This window comes from Alistipes ihumii AP11 (assembly GCF_025144665.1).
In the GTDB taxonomy this organism is placed as follows: domain Bacteria; phylum Bacteroidota; class Bacteroidia; order Bacteroidales; family Rikenellaceae; genus Alistipes_A; species Alistipes_A ihumii.
Window position 1 is genome coordinate 1,433,329 of the sequence record NZ_CP102294.1, and the last position, 14,051, is coordinate 1,447,379.

9 protein-coding genes are annotated in these 14,051 nt (G+C 60.0%); 3 read left to right on the forward strand and 6 right to left on the reverse strand.

Annotation, left to right across the window (positions count from 1 at the left end; genetic code table 11):
- The first annotated feature begins 76 nt into the window (after nt 1–76).
- A complete protein-coding gene (gene ispG / locus NQ491_RS05795) occupies nt 77–1,687 on the forward strand; it encodes a (E)-4-hydroxy-3-methylbut-2-enyl-diphosphate synthase (protein WP_019245958.1) in 1,611 nt (536 codons plus the stop codon).
- 503 nt (nt 1,688–2,190) lie between these two features.
- Here the strand turns inward: ispG and NQ491_RS05800 are convergent.
- The gene (locus NQ491_RS05800) at nt 2,191–4,017 is read right to left on the reverse strand and encodes an ABC transporter ATP-binding protein (RefSeq protein WP_019245960.1); all 1,827 of its coding nucleotides are present in this window, start codon (nt 4,015–4,017) and stop codon (nt 2,191–2,193) included.
- Between the two features lie 132 nt (nt 4,018–4,149).
- Here NQ491_RS05800 and trpS point away from each other — a divergent pair, with 132 nt between their 5' ends.
- Nucleotides 4,150–5,139 (forward strand): tryptophan--tRNA ligase, encoded by a 990-nt coding sequence (gene trpS, locus NQ491_RS05805; RefSeq protein ID WP_019245961.1) that lies wholly within the window; start codon nt 4,150–4,152, stop codon nt 5,137–5,139.
- A gap of 189 nt (nt 5,140–5,328) precedes the next feature.
- Nucleotides 5,329–7,116: a chloride channel protein gene (locus NQ491_RS05810; RefSeq protein WP_019245962.1), complete on the forward strand. Its 1,788-nt coding sequence runs from the start codon at nt 5,329–5,331 to the stop codon at nt 7,114–7,116.
- 111 nt (nt 7,117–7,227) lie between these two features.
- On the opposite strand, the gene NQ491_RS05815 is transcribed toward NQ491_RS05810, so the two are convergent.
- The 5 genes from NQ491_RS05815 to eno form a co-directional block, all read right to left on the reverse strand.
- Complete coding sequence (locus NQ491_RS05815) at nt 7,228–8,463, reverse strand: M56 family metallopeptidase (RefSeq protein ID WP_019245963.1); 1,236 nt, start codon at nt 8,461–8,463, stop codon at nt 7,228–7,230.
- Nucleotides 8,464–8,513: 50 nt separating this feature from the next.
- Nucleotides 8,514–8,921 carry a BlaI/MecI/CopY family transcriptional regulator gene (locus NQ491_RS05820; protein WP_019245964.1) on the reverse strand — a complete coding sequence of 136 codons (408 nt, stop codon included), beginning with the start codon at nt 8,919–8,921 and terminating at the stop codon, nt 8,514–8,516.
- 304 nt (nt 8,922–9,225) lie between these two features.
- Nucleotides 9,226–11,610 carry a TlpA family protein disulfide reductase gene (locus tag NQ491_RS05825; protein WP_019245965.1) on the reverse strand — a complete coding sequence of 795 codons (2,385 nt, stop codon included), beginning with the start codon at nt 11,608–11,610 and terminating at the stop codon, nt 9,226–9,228.
- 268 nt (nt 11,611–11,878) lie between these two features.
- Nucleotides 11,879–12,499: a DUF975 family protein gene (locus NQ491_RS05830; RefSeq protein ID WP_034283044.1), complete on the reverse strand. Its 621-nt coding sequence runs from the start codon at nt 12,497–12,499 to the stop codon at nt 11,879–11,881.
- A gap of 169 nt (nt 12,500–12,668) precedes the next feature.
- Nucleotides 12,669–13,973 (reverse strand): phosphopyruvate hydratase, encoded by a 1,305-nt coding sequence (gene eno / locus NQ491_RS05835; RefSeq protein WP_019245967.1) that lies wholly within the window; start codon nt 13,971–13,973, stop codon nt 12,669–12,671.
- Between the last annotated feature and the right edge of the window lie 78 nt (nt 13,974–14,051).

Here is a 14,051-nt window from a genome sequence, read left to right on the forward strand (position 1 = left end):
GCGCTTCTGCAATTTAACGCAAATATACCGAATCTTCCGCCAACGTTTCGTAACTTTGCAGCAAATACGAACGTTTATGGACAAGTTTTGCGACTCGCTGACCCGTTTTTCGCGCCGTCCGACGGACGAGGTCCGGATCGGGACGGTCGGCGTCGGGGGCGACAACCCGATCCGGCTCCAGTCGATGACCAACACGGATACGAACGACACGGAGGCTTCTGTCGCCCAGGTCGAACGCATTGCGGCGGCCGGAGGCGAAATCGTCCGGCTGACGGCTCAGGGGCGTCGCGAAGCCGCCAATCTGGGCCGTATCCGCGCGTTGCTCGACAACCGGGGATGCCGCGTGCCGCTCGTGGCCGACATCCATTTTCTGCCCGCCGCCGCCCTCGTGGCGGCCGAACAGGTCGAGAAGGTACGGATCAATCCCGGCAACTGGAACGAGCGGGGCGGCGAGTTCGACGAGCTGTTGTCGACATGCCGCCGGCGCGGAGTCGCGCTGCGCATAGGCGTCAACCACGGTTCGCTGTCGCCTTCGATCATGGAACGCTACGGCGACACGGTCGAAGGCATGGTCGCCTCGGCCATGGAGTATTTGCGCCGCTGCCGCGAGGCGTCGTTCGGACAGGTCGTCGTCTCGATCAAGTCGAGCAACGTGCGCGTGATGGTGCAGGCCTATCGGATGCTGGTCGCCGCGATGCGTCGCGAGGGAATGCGCTATCCGCTGCATCTGGGCGTTACCGAGGCGGGCGACGACCGCGAGGGACGCGTCAAGTCGGCCGTCGGCATCGGAGCGCTGCTCTGCGACGGCATCGGAGACACGATCCGCGTCTCGCTCACCGAGGCTCCCGAGCGGGAAATTCCGGTCGCCCGGACGCTGGCCGGCTACTTCGCCGGCCGCGAGAACCACGCGCCGATCCCCGATGTGGACGAGTCGCTGTACAGCCCCTACGAGTACCGCCGCCGCATGTCGGCCGAGACGGACGGCATCGGAGGCAACCTTCCGCCCGTCATTGCGAGCGAGATACCCGGGGTGGTCCGCTCCCGGCTATTCGAGGCCCGCGTCGCCGATATCGACTCGATTCCCGACGGACGGGTCGTGCTGCTCTCGACCGACAACCTCAACGGCGTGGCCGAGCAGCGGGCGTTCTTTCTGAAAATGATCGAAAAAGGCAAGACGAATCCCGTCGTGATCCGCCGCACGTACGACGAGCACGATGCCGAAGCGCTGCAAGTCAAGGCCGCCGCAGACTTGGGACCGCTGCTGCTCGACGGCTTCGGCGACGGCATCTGGATCGAAAACCGCAACGGAGCCGTCGCGCAGGACGAGATCGACGCGACGAGCCTCGCGATCCTGCAAGCCGCCCGCGTGAGAGTGTCGAAAGCCGAGTACATCGCCTGTCCGAGCTGCGGGCGCACGCTCTACGACATCGAGCGGACCCTCTCGGCGATCAAGGCCCGCACGTCCCACCTGCGAGGCATCCGGATCGGCGTGATGGGCTGCATCGTCAACGGACCCGGCGAAATGGCCGACGCCGACTACGGCTATGTCGGGTCGGGTCCCGGCCGCATCACGCTGTACAAAGGCAGGGAAATCATGGAGCGCAACATTCCTCAGGAGCGGGCGCTCGACGCGCTGGTAGAACTGATCCGCCGCTGCGGCGACTGGCGGGAGCCCGATACGGTCTGAATTACGCAGGACACGCGGAGTGCCGGCAAACGGGATTATGGCGGAACGGACGGAAACGGCAGCCGTTCGTCTCCGTCATTCGGACATAGTACCGGTTAGCCCAACAGTTTCCGTACAAGCGATCGCAGAGATTCCGGACGGTAACCATACATTTCCATGCGCCGGCGGATCGCGAAAAATGCCCGCACCTGATTTTTTACATTCGGCGACCGATACAGAGAAAAGCCCCGGGCGGGAAAACGAAGCGCCGGACCGCCGGTTCGTCCCCCGACTACAACAGCCCCGGCTCCGGAACGAGACGCCGCAAAACCGAACCGCTCCGACAATCCGTCCGAAACACAGTTCCGAACGCGGCCCGAAACCGCAAAAAACAGCATGTAAAACTCTTTCGGACACGACAATAGATAACGGCCCCGGCAAGAGACTACGCTATCGCCCCTTGGGAGCCGAGCCGCTTATGCTTTCCGAAACCGGGACTCGGGTACTCTCCGGCGCGGCGAAAGCTATTCCTCGACCTGCTGCATTTCGATCAGGCGAGCATAGATGCCGTGACGCGCCATCAGTTCCTGATGCGTTCCCTGCTCGGCAATCCGGCCCTGATCGATTACGATGATCCGATCGGCGTTGTGAATCGTGCTGAGCCGGTGGGCGATCACGAGCGACGTGCGTCCCTTGAGCAGCGAGTTGAGCGCCTCCTGAACGAGCATTTCCGACTCGGTATCGAGCGCCGAGGTCGCCTCGTCGAGAATCAGTATCTCCGGATTCTTGAGCACGGCCCGCGCGATGCTCAGCCGCTGCCGCTGTCCGCCGGAGAGCTTCATTCCCCGGTCGCCGATGTTGGTCCGGTAGCCGTCCTCCGTCTCCATGATGAAGTCGTGGGCGTTGGCCACCTTGGCCGCCGTGCGAATCTCCTCCTCGGTCGCCTCCTGCTTGCCCAAACGCAGGTTGTTCTCGATCGTGTCGTTGAACAGGATCGTGTCCTGCGACACGACGCCCATATGGGCGCGCAGGCTGTCGATCCGGTATCGGCGCAGATCGACCCCGTCGATCAGTATCTCGCCGCCCTGCACGTCGTAGAACCGGGGAATCAGGTCCGAAAGCGTCGACTTGCCGCCGCCCGAAGGGCCCACCAGCGCGACAGTCTCGCCCTTGCGGATCGTGAAGCTGACACCCCGGATCACCTCCTTGTTCTCGTACGAGAAGCGCACGTCGCGGAACTCGATCCGGTCTCTCAGTCCGGTCATCTCGACCGCGCCGGGCGCATCGGCGATCTCGCTGCGCTCGTCCAGAAGCGCCAGCACCCGCTCGCCGGCCGCAATGCCCTGATTGATATTCGCGAAAGCGTCCGTGAACGAGCGCAGCGGACGCGTAATCTGCGTGAACATCGCCAGATAGGCGATAAACCCGCTGGCGTCGAGCTGGCCGCTCAGCACGAGGCTGCCGCCGTAAACCAGAAGCACGGCCGCCGCCGAAATGCCGAGGAACTCGCTAGCCGGCGAGGCCAGTTGTTGCCGGCGCGCCATGCCGAGCGATATGCGCGAGAACAAACCGTTCAGCCGATGGAACTTATCGGTGGTATAGCCCGTCGCATTGTAGCTTTTCAATATCTTGATGCCCGAGAGCGACTCGTCCATCAGGCTCACCATGTCGGCGAAGCGCTCCTGCGCCTCGGTGGCCGAGCGCCGCAGCCGCTTGACGATCGACCCGATCACCAGGGCGGTCAGCGGCAGGAACAGCGCCGAGAAGATCGTCAGCTTCCACGAGATCATCACCAGCGCGACCATGTAGCCGATAATCAGGAACGGATCGCGGAAAGCCACTTGCAGCGTGTTCGTGATGCAGAACTGCACGACCTGCACGTCCGACGATATTTTCGAGATGATGTCGCCTTTACGCTCGTTGCTGAAGTAGCCGGCGTGCATACCCATCACATTGTCGTACACGCTGTTGCGCAGCTTTTCGAGCGTGCGTATGCGCATCGTCTCGATCGTGCGCTGCCCCATGTAGCGGAAAAAATTGCTCAGCATCGACGACGTGATGATGAACAGCCCCAGAAAAACCAGCACGTCCATCTTCGAGTAATCGGCCCCGAACGTCTTGTACAGCAGAAAATTGATCACCCCGCGAAAATAGTCCATGTTCAGCGCGAACGCGGGCATCTGCCGCACCGCCTCGACGGTATCCTGCTGGAACAGCGTGTCGAGGATCGGCATCACGAGCACGAAGTTGAACGTATTGAACGCCGCGTAGAAAAGCGTGTAGAAAAAGTAGGGGATGGCGTATTTCTCGATGGGCTTGGCGAACCCGAGCAGTCTCCAGTAGGTATTCATTCGGTCGGTATGGGTTGGATTATGCGGACAAAAGTAATCCAATTTTTCGACATACAGGCTTATATTTCCGGCGCGGCCGTCCGATTTCGCCGTAAAATTAGTAGATTTGCCATTCGAACCAAACAAGGACGAATGGAAACTGTACTGAGCGGAATACGGTCGACCGGGAACCTGCATCTCGGCAACTACTTCGGAGCGTTGAAAAACTTCGTTCGGATGCAGCACGACGAACGCTGCTTCTTCTTCATAGCGGACTATCACTCGCTGACGACTCATCCCGACCCCGGAATGCTGCACGTCAACGTGAAGAGCGTGCTCTGCGAGTATCTCGCCGCCGGGCTCGACCCCGACGTGGCGACGATCTACGTGCAGAGCGACGTGCCCGAGGTGGCCGAACTGTCGCTGCTGCTCGGCATGCACGCCTTCGTCGGCGAGCTCGAGCGCACGGCTTCGTTCAAGGAAAAGATCCGCAAGCACCCCGACAACGTCAACATCGGCCTGCTGAGCTATCCCGTGCTGATGGCGGCCGACATTCTGCAGCATCGCGCCACTCGCGTCCCGGTAGGCAAGGATCAGGAGCAGCATCTGGAGCTGACCCGGCGGTTCGCCCGGCGGTTCAACCAGCTCTACGGGGTCGATTATTTCCCGGAGTGCCAGCCCTATCGGTTCGGAGGCGAGCTGGTGAAGATACCGGGACTCGACGGGTCGGGCAAGATGGGCAAGTCGGAAGGCAACGGCATCTACCTGTCGGATACGGACGAGGCGATCCGCAAGAAAGTCATGAAGGCCGTCACGGACTCGGGTCCTACGGCTCCCGACAGCCCGATGCCCGAAGTGATCGCGAACCTCTTCACGCTGCTCAAAGTCGTCTCGTCGCCCGACACGGTGCAGTTCTTCACCGACAAGTGGAACCGCTGCGAAATCCGCTACGGCGACCTGAAAAAGCAACTGGCCGAGGACATCATCCGGGTCGTCGCGCCGATCCGCGAGCGGATCCGCGACATCGCCGCCGACGAGGCCTATCTGGCCCGCGTCGTGAAACAGGGAGCCGAGAAAGCCCGTGCGAGCGCCTCGGCTACCGTGGCCGACGTGCGGCGGATCATGGGCATCAAGCCGTTCTGACTTCCGCGACCGGTCCGCCCGCAGCCCCCGACAGCGTAGACGCTTCCGGAAGCGGTTCTGCTTTCGGGAAACGGTCGTAGGCAATCCGGAAACGTTCGATAACACACGACAAGGAACGCCCGTGCCCGGCAGCTCGCTGCCGGCGCGGCCCATAAACCGATTTTTCAGCCGGGCGACCGGTACTGTGCCATGTCCCGAACCAAGCATCGAGCCGAGCTGCTCTACCGCTACCTGATTATCGCCACCAAGCGGCTGACCGACCGCCAGCTGATGATTCTGCTCGCGATCGTCGTCGGACTGGCGGCCGGGCTGGCGACATACGTGTTCCAGCATACGCTCGAGTTTTTTCGCTTTTCGCTGACGAGCTGGTTCGATATCGACAAGGCGAGCGTGCTCTACTTTTTCTACCCGGTCGTCGGCATCGTCATCGCGACACTGTTCGTGCGGTACGTCGTCCGCGACGACATCAGCGAGGGCGTCACGCGCGTGCTGTACGCGATGAGCAAGAAAGGCTCGCGCATCAAGCCTCACAACTGCTACTCGTCGATCATCGCCAGCTCGGCGACGATCGGCTTCGGCGGTTCCGTCGGGCCCGAGGCTCCGATCGTGCTGACCGGTTCGGCCATCGGGTCGAACATCGGCCGGTTCATGCGGATGAACTACAAAAACAGCACGCTGCTGCTGTGCTGCGGCGCGGCCGCCGCGCTGTCGGCCGTCTTCAAGGCTCCGATCACGGGCGTCGTCTTCGTGCTCGAAATCCTGATGCTCGACATCACCGTCGCGTCGATCATCCCGCTGCTGATCTCGACGGTCACGGCCACGACGCTGATGTTCTTTCTGAACGGTTTCGAGCCGGTGTTCAACCTCGACGTCAAGTACGCGTTCCAGTTGCGCAACCTGCCCTATTACGCCCTGCTGGGACTGATCTGCGGACTGATGTCGTACTACTTCACGCAGATCAACGGGCGCATCGCGGCCCGGTTCGCCCGCATCCGGGGCATGTACCGCAAATGGATCGTCGGCGGACTGCTGATCGGTACGCTGATCTTCCTGTTCCCTCCGCTTTACGGCGAAGGCTACGAGTCGTTGGTCGACCTGATGCACGGCAACGTCGACGCGCTTTTCAACAACTCGCTTTTCTTCCGTTACCGGAGTATCAGCTGGGTCGTGATGCTGTACCTGCTGGCGACGCTTTTTCTGAAAGTCGTCGCGATGTCGGCCACCAACGGAGCGGGCGGCGTCGGCGGCTCGTTCGCCCCCTCGCTGTTCGTCGGCGCGTTTACCGGCGCGACGATGGTCTACATGCTGAACGCCCTGCTCGGCCTCGAGCTGCCGATCATCCCGTTCACGCTCGTCGGCATGGCCGGCGTGATGTCGGGCGTGATGAAAGCTCCGCTGACATCGATCTTCCTGATCGCCGAACTGACGAGCGGATACGCGCTGTTCGTGCCGCTGATGCTCGTCTCGGCCCTGTCGTTCGCCGTAGGATACTATCTGGAGCCTTACTCGATCTACACGAAAAAACTGTCGCAAAGCGGCGAGCTGCTGACGCACAACAAGGACCGCTCGGTGCTCGTTTTCCTCGACCTGAAATCGCTCGTCGAGACCGACTTCCATCCGATTACGATGAACACGACGCTCGGCGACGTGGTGAAGCTGATCTCCTCCGTACGGCGCAACATTTTCCCGGTCGTCAGCCGCGACGGCACGCTGCTCGGCGTCGTGCAGCTCGACGACCTGCGCGCCGACATGTTCGACACGGGCAAGTACGGCACGACGATCGACAACTACATGATCCCGCCGCCCGAGCAGATCTACCCGAACGAGCAGATCGGCAGCGTGCTGAAAGCGTTCGAGGAATCGAAAGCATGGATGCTGCCCGTCGTGACGAAAGAGAACAAATACGTCGGCTTCATCTCCAAATCGCGCATCTTGGCCGCCTACCGCGAGCAACTGATCGCCATCAGCGAGGAGTAGGCATCGTAAAAAATACCGCCCCCTTGCCGGGAGCGGTACGCGGTTCTTGCATTCATACGACCCCGGCCTGCCTGTTTACGGGCCGGTAGAAATTTTCCTTCGACACACCGCCTATAGCGAGAACCTTACGGGCAAGGTCAGGGAAACGTCGACAGGCACACCGTCCTGACTCCCGGGCTTCCAGTCGGGCATCAGTCCGAACAGACGCAGCACTTCCTCGCTGAGCGACCGGTCGGGACTCTCGATGATTTCGGGCTGTAGGACCCGACCGGTCTTCGAGACGACGAACCGGCAGACGACCGTTCCCGAAATACCCTTCTCGGCCGCCTCGGCCGGATATTTCAGATGGCCGGCGATCCACAACATCAGAGCATTCGGAGCATCGCCGGGGAATTCGGGCATTACCTCGGGCCGCTCGTAGACCCGATCGGAGCGTTCGGACCCGGGTCCGGCGACCGAATGGCCGGACTCGGAGGAACGATCCGCACCGTCAGTCGGGGCTGCGGTAAACGATACGAGCGCCATGAGCAAGGCGACAAGCGGCAGCGACAGCAAAATTCTGAATTTCGCCCGCCGCGGGGAAAATCTCGAAATCATAACTAAACGTTTTTTAATGAGCGAATGGCCGAATCCACTGACGAGCTCCGGATGCAAGTCCGTAGATTGCCTCAGCATAAGGATGATATATTGCCTTGAATCAAAGCCTCGATCAAGCGCCGCCCGATCGGCCTGGTACTCGTGCACTTCCCTCAGCGAACGACTCCACATCCATACGAACGGACTCCACCACAGCACGGCGCACAGCGCGGCGGCCCAAAGCCGGTCCCAGCTATGTCCCGATGACACATGCCCCCGCTCGTGCGCTATGATCTCGGAAAGCCGTCCCCGATCGCCGGCCGGTTCCTCGATCCAGATCCGATGAAAGAACGAAAACGACCCGACCGGCACGGAGGGCCTGAAAAAGCGGATATTCCCGTGACGTTCCACTTCGGCCCGCCGAACCGTCCTCCACAGTTTCACCCCCGAGCATACGAACCGTCCCAAAACGAACCCCGCTCCCGCGAACCACAGGATATAGAGCGCAAGCTTTCGCAAGCCGTCCGTCTCGGCACCGGACGGCAGAGCATCCGCAACGGCTGCCGCGCCGAGTGTCACGTCCTGCACGGACGTCTCCGGTGTCCAAACGGGAATCGACAACAGCGGAAAAATCCATGCCGCAACGGAAGAGCCCAACAGAAAAGCCCTGTTCCGTGCAAAGAAGCTCTGCCCGCTCAGAAAAGTCCGGTAACCGGTCCACAGCACGGCCAAGCCAATCTGCACTTCGACGATATAAGGTAAATCGAGCATACCGGTCGATACTTTATCTGATCACAAGAAATACGAAACGTCTCCCGAAACTATTTCCCGGCGTCTTTCCTTTTCCTGATCGCCTCCTCGGCGAGCCGGATCACCCGCTCGGACTCGGCCAGCGACAAATCCTCCCGCTCGGTAAAAAACGAAACCAGATTCGAGAGCGAGCCGTCGAAAAAGTTGCCCATAACCCGCCGCACATAGCTATCCGCATAGGTCTCCTTGTCGACGAGCGGATAATAGCGGTGGCTCTTTCCGAACGACTCGTGCCCGACGACCCCCTTCTTCTCGAGCAGACGTACGACGGTCGATACGGTATTGTAGGCGGGCTTGGGCTCGACCATCCGGTCGAGTATATCGCCGACGAATGCCTTCTTCAGTTTCCACAAGATCTGCATTACCTCCAGCTCGGCTTTCGTCAATTCCTTTTCCGGCTCGGTCTTCAGTCTTTTCATCGGTTGATCGGTTGGTTCGATACAAATATAAAACTATATTTTTAGTTTACAAACTATTTTTATAGTTTTTTTTTAGGCCATCGCCTGCTTTTCCGCAACAACGAACATCAGGCATCAAACGGAAGTATGGAAACCGCCGATACGACCCCGGGGAACGCGCCGCAGGGTTCCGTCTCCGTCAGACACAGCGCCCGGACATCCATCCGGTGCCTTTCGACGGCTACGCAACCGGGAGGCATCGCGTAACAAAAGCGGGAAATACGCTTCTCCGTCTTTCGTTACGCCGTGCTGCCGTTACTCCTTCTCATCGTTTCTCCAGTTCGATCAGCTTCTCCTTGCAGGCTTCAGGACCGTGCATGCACCACCCGTTATTGTCGACAATGCGGCCTTGCTTGTCGACAACCGCATAGTGCGGAATGCCGCCTATCGACAGCTTGGCGCTCAACCGGTTCCAAACATCCCGACCGACGCGCAGATGCTCGCCCCGGATCGAGTTTTCACTCAGAAATCTGTCGTGAGCCTCTTTCGTGCAATCGGTCTCGCAACTGACATACAGGAACCTGATCCGCCGATCTCCGAGCTCCTCGACCGTCTTCCGCGCCGCCAGCATGCCGGTACGGCACGGCCCGCAGCCGATCCCCCAGAAGTCGATGAACAGCACATGGCCCGCATAGGGAGCGATCAGTTCGTCGAACGCTTCGTCGTCAGGCGTCCGTTCCGCCACGGTATCCGGCCGAGGCATGGTCGAGTTGTCGATATGGAACCGAATCATCTTTCCGCACACATAGGGCGTAGAAATTCCTGCGATCCGCCGTTCCAGTCCCGCCAGCCGAGCGCTGTCGCCATCATATCGCTCCGTCGCGAAATCGCGCGACAGCACGTAATCCACAGCCAGGCACCGGTCGAGTCCGCGCTTCCGCAACCCTGCGAACACTTCGTCGTTCGTACGCTTCGGGTAGCGCCTGACATACTCGAGCATATCGTCCCGGATCCAGGCGAAAGTTTCCGCAACCTCCGGATCGCACCCGGTCGAATCGAACGGCCGCCCCAACCGCAGACTGTCGAGCGTCCGGCTCTGCCGATCCGTCAGCGAACCGTACCGGCTGCCGACGCGATCGGCCGCCCGGACGGCGATTTGCCTCTGCAGTCCGTTCGGCCGAAAACACGACACGACAGGCCGGTACTCCAACCGATTGACGACGGCCCAGAAATTTTCGTTCACGATCATCAGCGGATTGTCGAGCCTGTCCGTCGTCAGAAAATCGTAGAACGAATCGGGCAACGGCCGGTAATCGGGATTGTCTTCCACGCGGTACGTACCGTCTTCGTTACGCGTAAACAGTTTCTCCTTGGATTCGTACCGGCTTGCGAAATCCAGCCGGCAATACAACAGACGCTGATCGACATACGTACACAGCATATCCCGTGTCCGGTCATCCATCGCATAGCGGTCGAGCAGCATCGAGAGCGAGTCGCTCATCCGCCCGCCGAGCGTATCCATCCACGCACAGAACTGCGGCACCTCGCCCCGATCGACATACCCGCTCAGCCGGGCGTCCGCGGACGACTCGTCCGGCAACCGATCCGCCAGCAGGCGGACGTAAGCGTTGTAAGGAGCCGCATGTCCCATGAAGCGGGCATCGCGACAATATCTGGCACGCCTCGGGTCGGCCGCCTCAGCGAGATCGTAGCAGCAAAGCAACGTATCGCCGGGCTCCACGTACACATAGTCCCACATACGGGGACCTATGCTCAGCGACAGCGTCGAAGGATGATCGACCGGTACCTCGATCTCGAAACGGCCGTCGGGAGCGATCTCGATCACATGGTTGATCTCCTTTCTCAGCGCGACATCCTCCATACCGAGCATACAGGTCGCGAATCCTACCTTGGGCGTATATCCACACAGGTAGCCTCTCAATACGACCCGGCCCGGCCGATACATGCTCTCACGATACCTTTGCGGATCGTAGCGCCACCCTTCGGAGCAGCCGCGGCCGCCGATCATATCGCGCCCGAGCGTATCGAACGTCCGGCCGTCGGTGCTCAGCAGCATCCGGCCGCCCTTACCCTCTCTCAGCCACAACGTCCGCTCGTCGCCCGGCTTCCCGAGCCGCACCTCCAACGTCTTTCCCTTGCGAGCGATCCGGTCATAGCTCCAAAAATCCCTGTCGTATAGCACCGTCGTCGGCAGAAACCCGCACACCCAGCGATTCGAGCCGTCGGACGCCCTCCAGTTTCCTTCGGCCCACTTCGGAACCGCCGCAGCCTCAGCTCCGACCGGGCGAATGCCGTACGTATTGCTCTCGGGCGCTTCGGCCGGATCGATAAAGTCGAGGCTGCGGACATCGGCGTCCACCGGCTCGAAAATCAGCCGGGCCGAAACTTCGCCCGACTCCGGCATGTACACCTCCCTGTTCAGCTCGAACCCTTCGGCGGCCAGCAGCCTGTAAGTCCTGCCACCGTCGCCGTCGCGCAGGAAGCATTTCAGCGAATCGAACCTGATCCAATAGTTCGGGAAATACCGGAACGTCACTTCCGCTACGGTCCGGTCTCTGTCCGTCTCGATCCGGTCGAAGCGGGTCACCCGGTAATAGCCCGTCGAAACGGGACCCTCGACCGGACCTTGCGCATGAACCGTCGCCAGCGACAACGACAGCCAAAGGGAAAACAGCCGTTTTTTCATCATCTGATCGTGTTTTTTGGGAGAAATCGCCTTCCAGTCGTTCCTTTCCTGCGCAACGACGAACGTTGGGTACAGAATCGTCCGTCCCGCACGGACGGACTCGGCTTCTCGCTACCAAATATAAAACAAATAACCGACTCCGCCATGCGCCTGAAGCGGAATAGCCGAGCCGTTTCCCGAAAACGCAGTCGGCCGGACACATTGCGCGTCCAGCCGACTTTCCACACCCGTCGTCTCGAAAGGGAAGCGACGGTATGCCTTCCGGCGCAGGCTAAGCAGCCTCCCGAGCCTCGTAATCCTTTTTCAGCTCCTCATAAAATGCGGCCTGAGCCGTATACATGTAAGGTATCAGCCAGATAAACCCGAGACCGGCCGGAATCAAAGCCAGAATAGCCCAGCCGATAAAGCTCAGGAACAGCAGGAAATACTGCATCTTGTGCCCTCGCATCATCGCCATGCTCCGTTGGATGGCCTGCTCGCCCGACATGCCGGGATTCTCCCGCATGATATAGTAGGTCATCGAATAGGAGATGCCTTTGATAATTCCTGGAATAAACAGAAGAAGGCTCCACAGAAACGTATAGATAACCAAAAGAACGATACCGATCAGATACCTCGCATAGTCGCCGAACGGCTCGCCGAGCTTCTTCATATCGGCATCTTCTCCCCGAAGCATATCCCAGAACAGGAAATATCCCCCCATGCAGATAAAAGACCCGACGAAAAGGTTCAGCAGATTGCCCACGAACCCGACATACGGAATCTGGGCGATTCCGCTGCAAACGGCTACCGTAACGAACATCGCCAAACCGGCGATCGCGGCCGGAGTCCACCGTCCCCGAAGCGCATCGAGAGCCTGACGGCGCAAAAGAGTTGGTCTGAAATTTTCCATTGCTTTAGACATTAAATAAAGATAGTACGAAAGTACGACATTCGGACCGAATATGCGAATTTTCCCGCACATTTTTCCCCGAAAGCAAGACGGCCGCCTTTCTTGAAGGCGGCCGTCCGGGTCCATATGTCACGAAGCGACGGACCGATCCGCGCTCCGCCGTATCGAACTATTTTCTGTAAATCTTCGTATAGCCGTAAATCGCCTCGTCGCCGAGCTCCTCCTCGATACGGAGCAGCTGATTGTACTTGGCCATCCGGTCGGAACGGCTCATCGAACCGGTCTTGATCTGACCCGAGTTCGTAGCTACGGCGATGTCGGCGATCGTCGAGTCCTCGGTCTCGCCCGAACGGTGCGACGTAACCGAAGTATAACCGGCACGGTGCGCCATCTCGATCGCGTCGAGCGTCTCGGTCAGCGAACCGATCTGGTTCACCTTGATCAGGATCGAGTTGCCGCAGCCCATTTCGATGCCTTTTTTCAGGAACTCGACATTCGTTACGAACAGGTCGTCGCCGACCAGCTGGCAGCGATCGCCGATCTTCTCGGTCAGCACTTTCCAGCCTTCCCAGTCGTTTTCGCTCATACCGTCCTCGATCGAGTCAATCGGATACTTCGAGATCAGCCCCTCGAGGTAAGCCACCTGCTCGGCCGAAGTGCGCTTGGCACCCTTGGCGCCCTCGAACTTCGTATAGTCGTAAACGCCGTCTTTGTAGAACTCGGACGAGGCGCAGTCCATTCCGATGGCCACATCGCCGCCCTCGCACTTGCGGCCCGGCTTGTAGCCGGCCTTCTTGATCGCCTCGATGATCGATTCGAGCGCATCCTCGGTTCCGTTCAGCGCCGGAGCGAATCCGCCCTCGTCACCGACGGCCGTGCTCAGTCCGCGGTCGTGCAGCACCTTCTTCAGCGCATGGAACACCTCGGCACCCATACGGAGACCCTCCTTGAACGACGAAGCGCCGACGGGACGGATCATGAATTCCTGAAAAGCGATCGGAGCGTCGGAATGCGAACCGCCGTTGATAATATTCATCATCGGGACGGGCAGCGTCTTGGCATTCGTACCGCCGATATAGCGGTACAGAGGCATGCCGAGCAGATTGGCGGCAGCCCGCGCGCACGCCAGCGAAACGCCCAGAATAGCGTTGGCTCCCAGATTGCTCTTCGTCGGCGTGCCGTCCAAAGCGATCATCGTCTTGTCGATGCCGACCTGATCGGTTACCTGCATGCCGATAATTTCCTTCGCAATGATATCGTTGACGTTCTGCACGGCCTTCAGCACGCCCTTTCCGCCGTAACGGCCCTTGTCGCCGTCACGCAGCTCGAGCGCTTCGTTCTCGCCGGTGGACGCTCCCGAGGGAACGGCCGCGCGACCGAATGCGCCGCTTGCAGTCGTTACTTCCACTTCGATCGTCGGATTGCCCCGCGAGTCGAGGATCTCCCTGCCATGAACACTGATAATCTGTCCCATGATTCTTCCTTTTAATTGTTAAACCTTATGTTCTTTTCTTTCGATAGCGTCGTTTTCGTGCCGGCTGCCGGTCCGTCC

Bases quoted from the DNA above. Each gene is read 5' to 3' on its own strand.
- ispG (WP_019245958.1), top strand. From the start codon at position 77: ATGGACAAGTTTTGCGACTCGCTGACCCGTTTTTCGCGCCGTCCGACG.
- NQ491_RS05800 (WP_019245960.1), bottom strand. From the start codon at position 4,017: ATGAATACCTACTGGAGACTGCTCGGGTTCGCCAAGCCCATCGAGAAA.
- trpS (WP_019245961.1), top strand. From the start codon at position 4,150: ATGGAAACTGTACTGAGCGGAATACGGTCGACCGGGAACCTGCATCTC.
- NQ491_RS05810 (WP_019245962.1), top strand. From the start codon at position 5,329: ATGTCCCGAACCAAGCATCGAGCCGAGCTGCTCTACCGCTACCTGATT.
- NQ491_RS05815 (WP_019245963.1), bottom strand. From the start codon at position 8,463: ATGCTCGATTTACCTTATATCGTCGAAGTGCAGATTGGCTTGGCCGTG.
- NQ491_RS05820 (WP_019245964.1), bottom strand. From the start codon at position 8,921: ATGAAAAGACTGAAGACCGAGCCGGAAAAGGAATTGACGAAAGCCGAG.
- NQ491_RS05825 (WP_019245965.1), bottom strand. From the start codon at position 11,610: ATGATGAAAAAACGGCTGTTTTCCCTTTGGCTGTCGTTGTCGCTGGCG.
- NQ491_RS05830 (WP_034283044.1), bottom strand. From the start codon at position 12,499: ATGGAAAATTTCAGACCAACTCTTTTGCGCCGTCAGGCTCTCGATGCG.
- eno (WP_019245967.1), bottom strand. From the start codon at position 13,973: ATGGGACAGATTATCAGTGTTCATGGCAGGGAGATCCTCGACTCGCGG.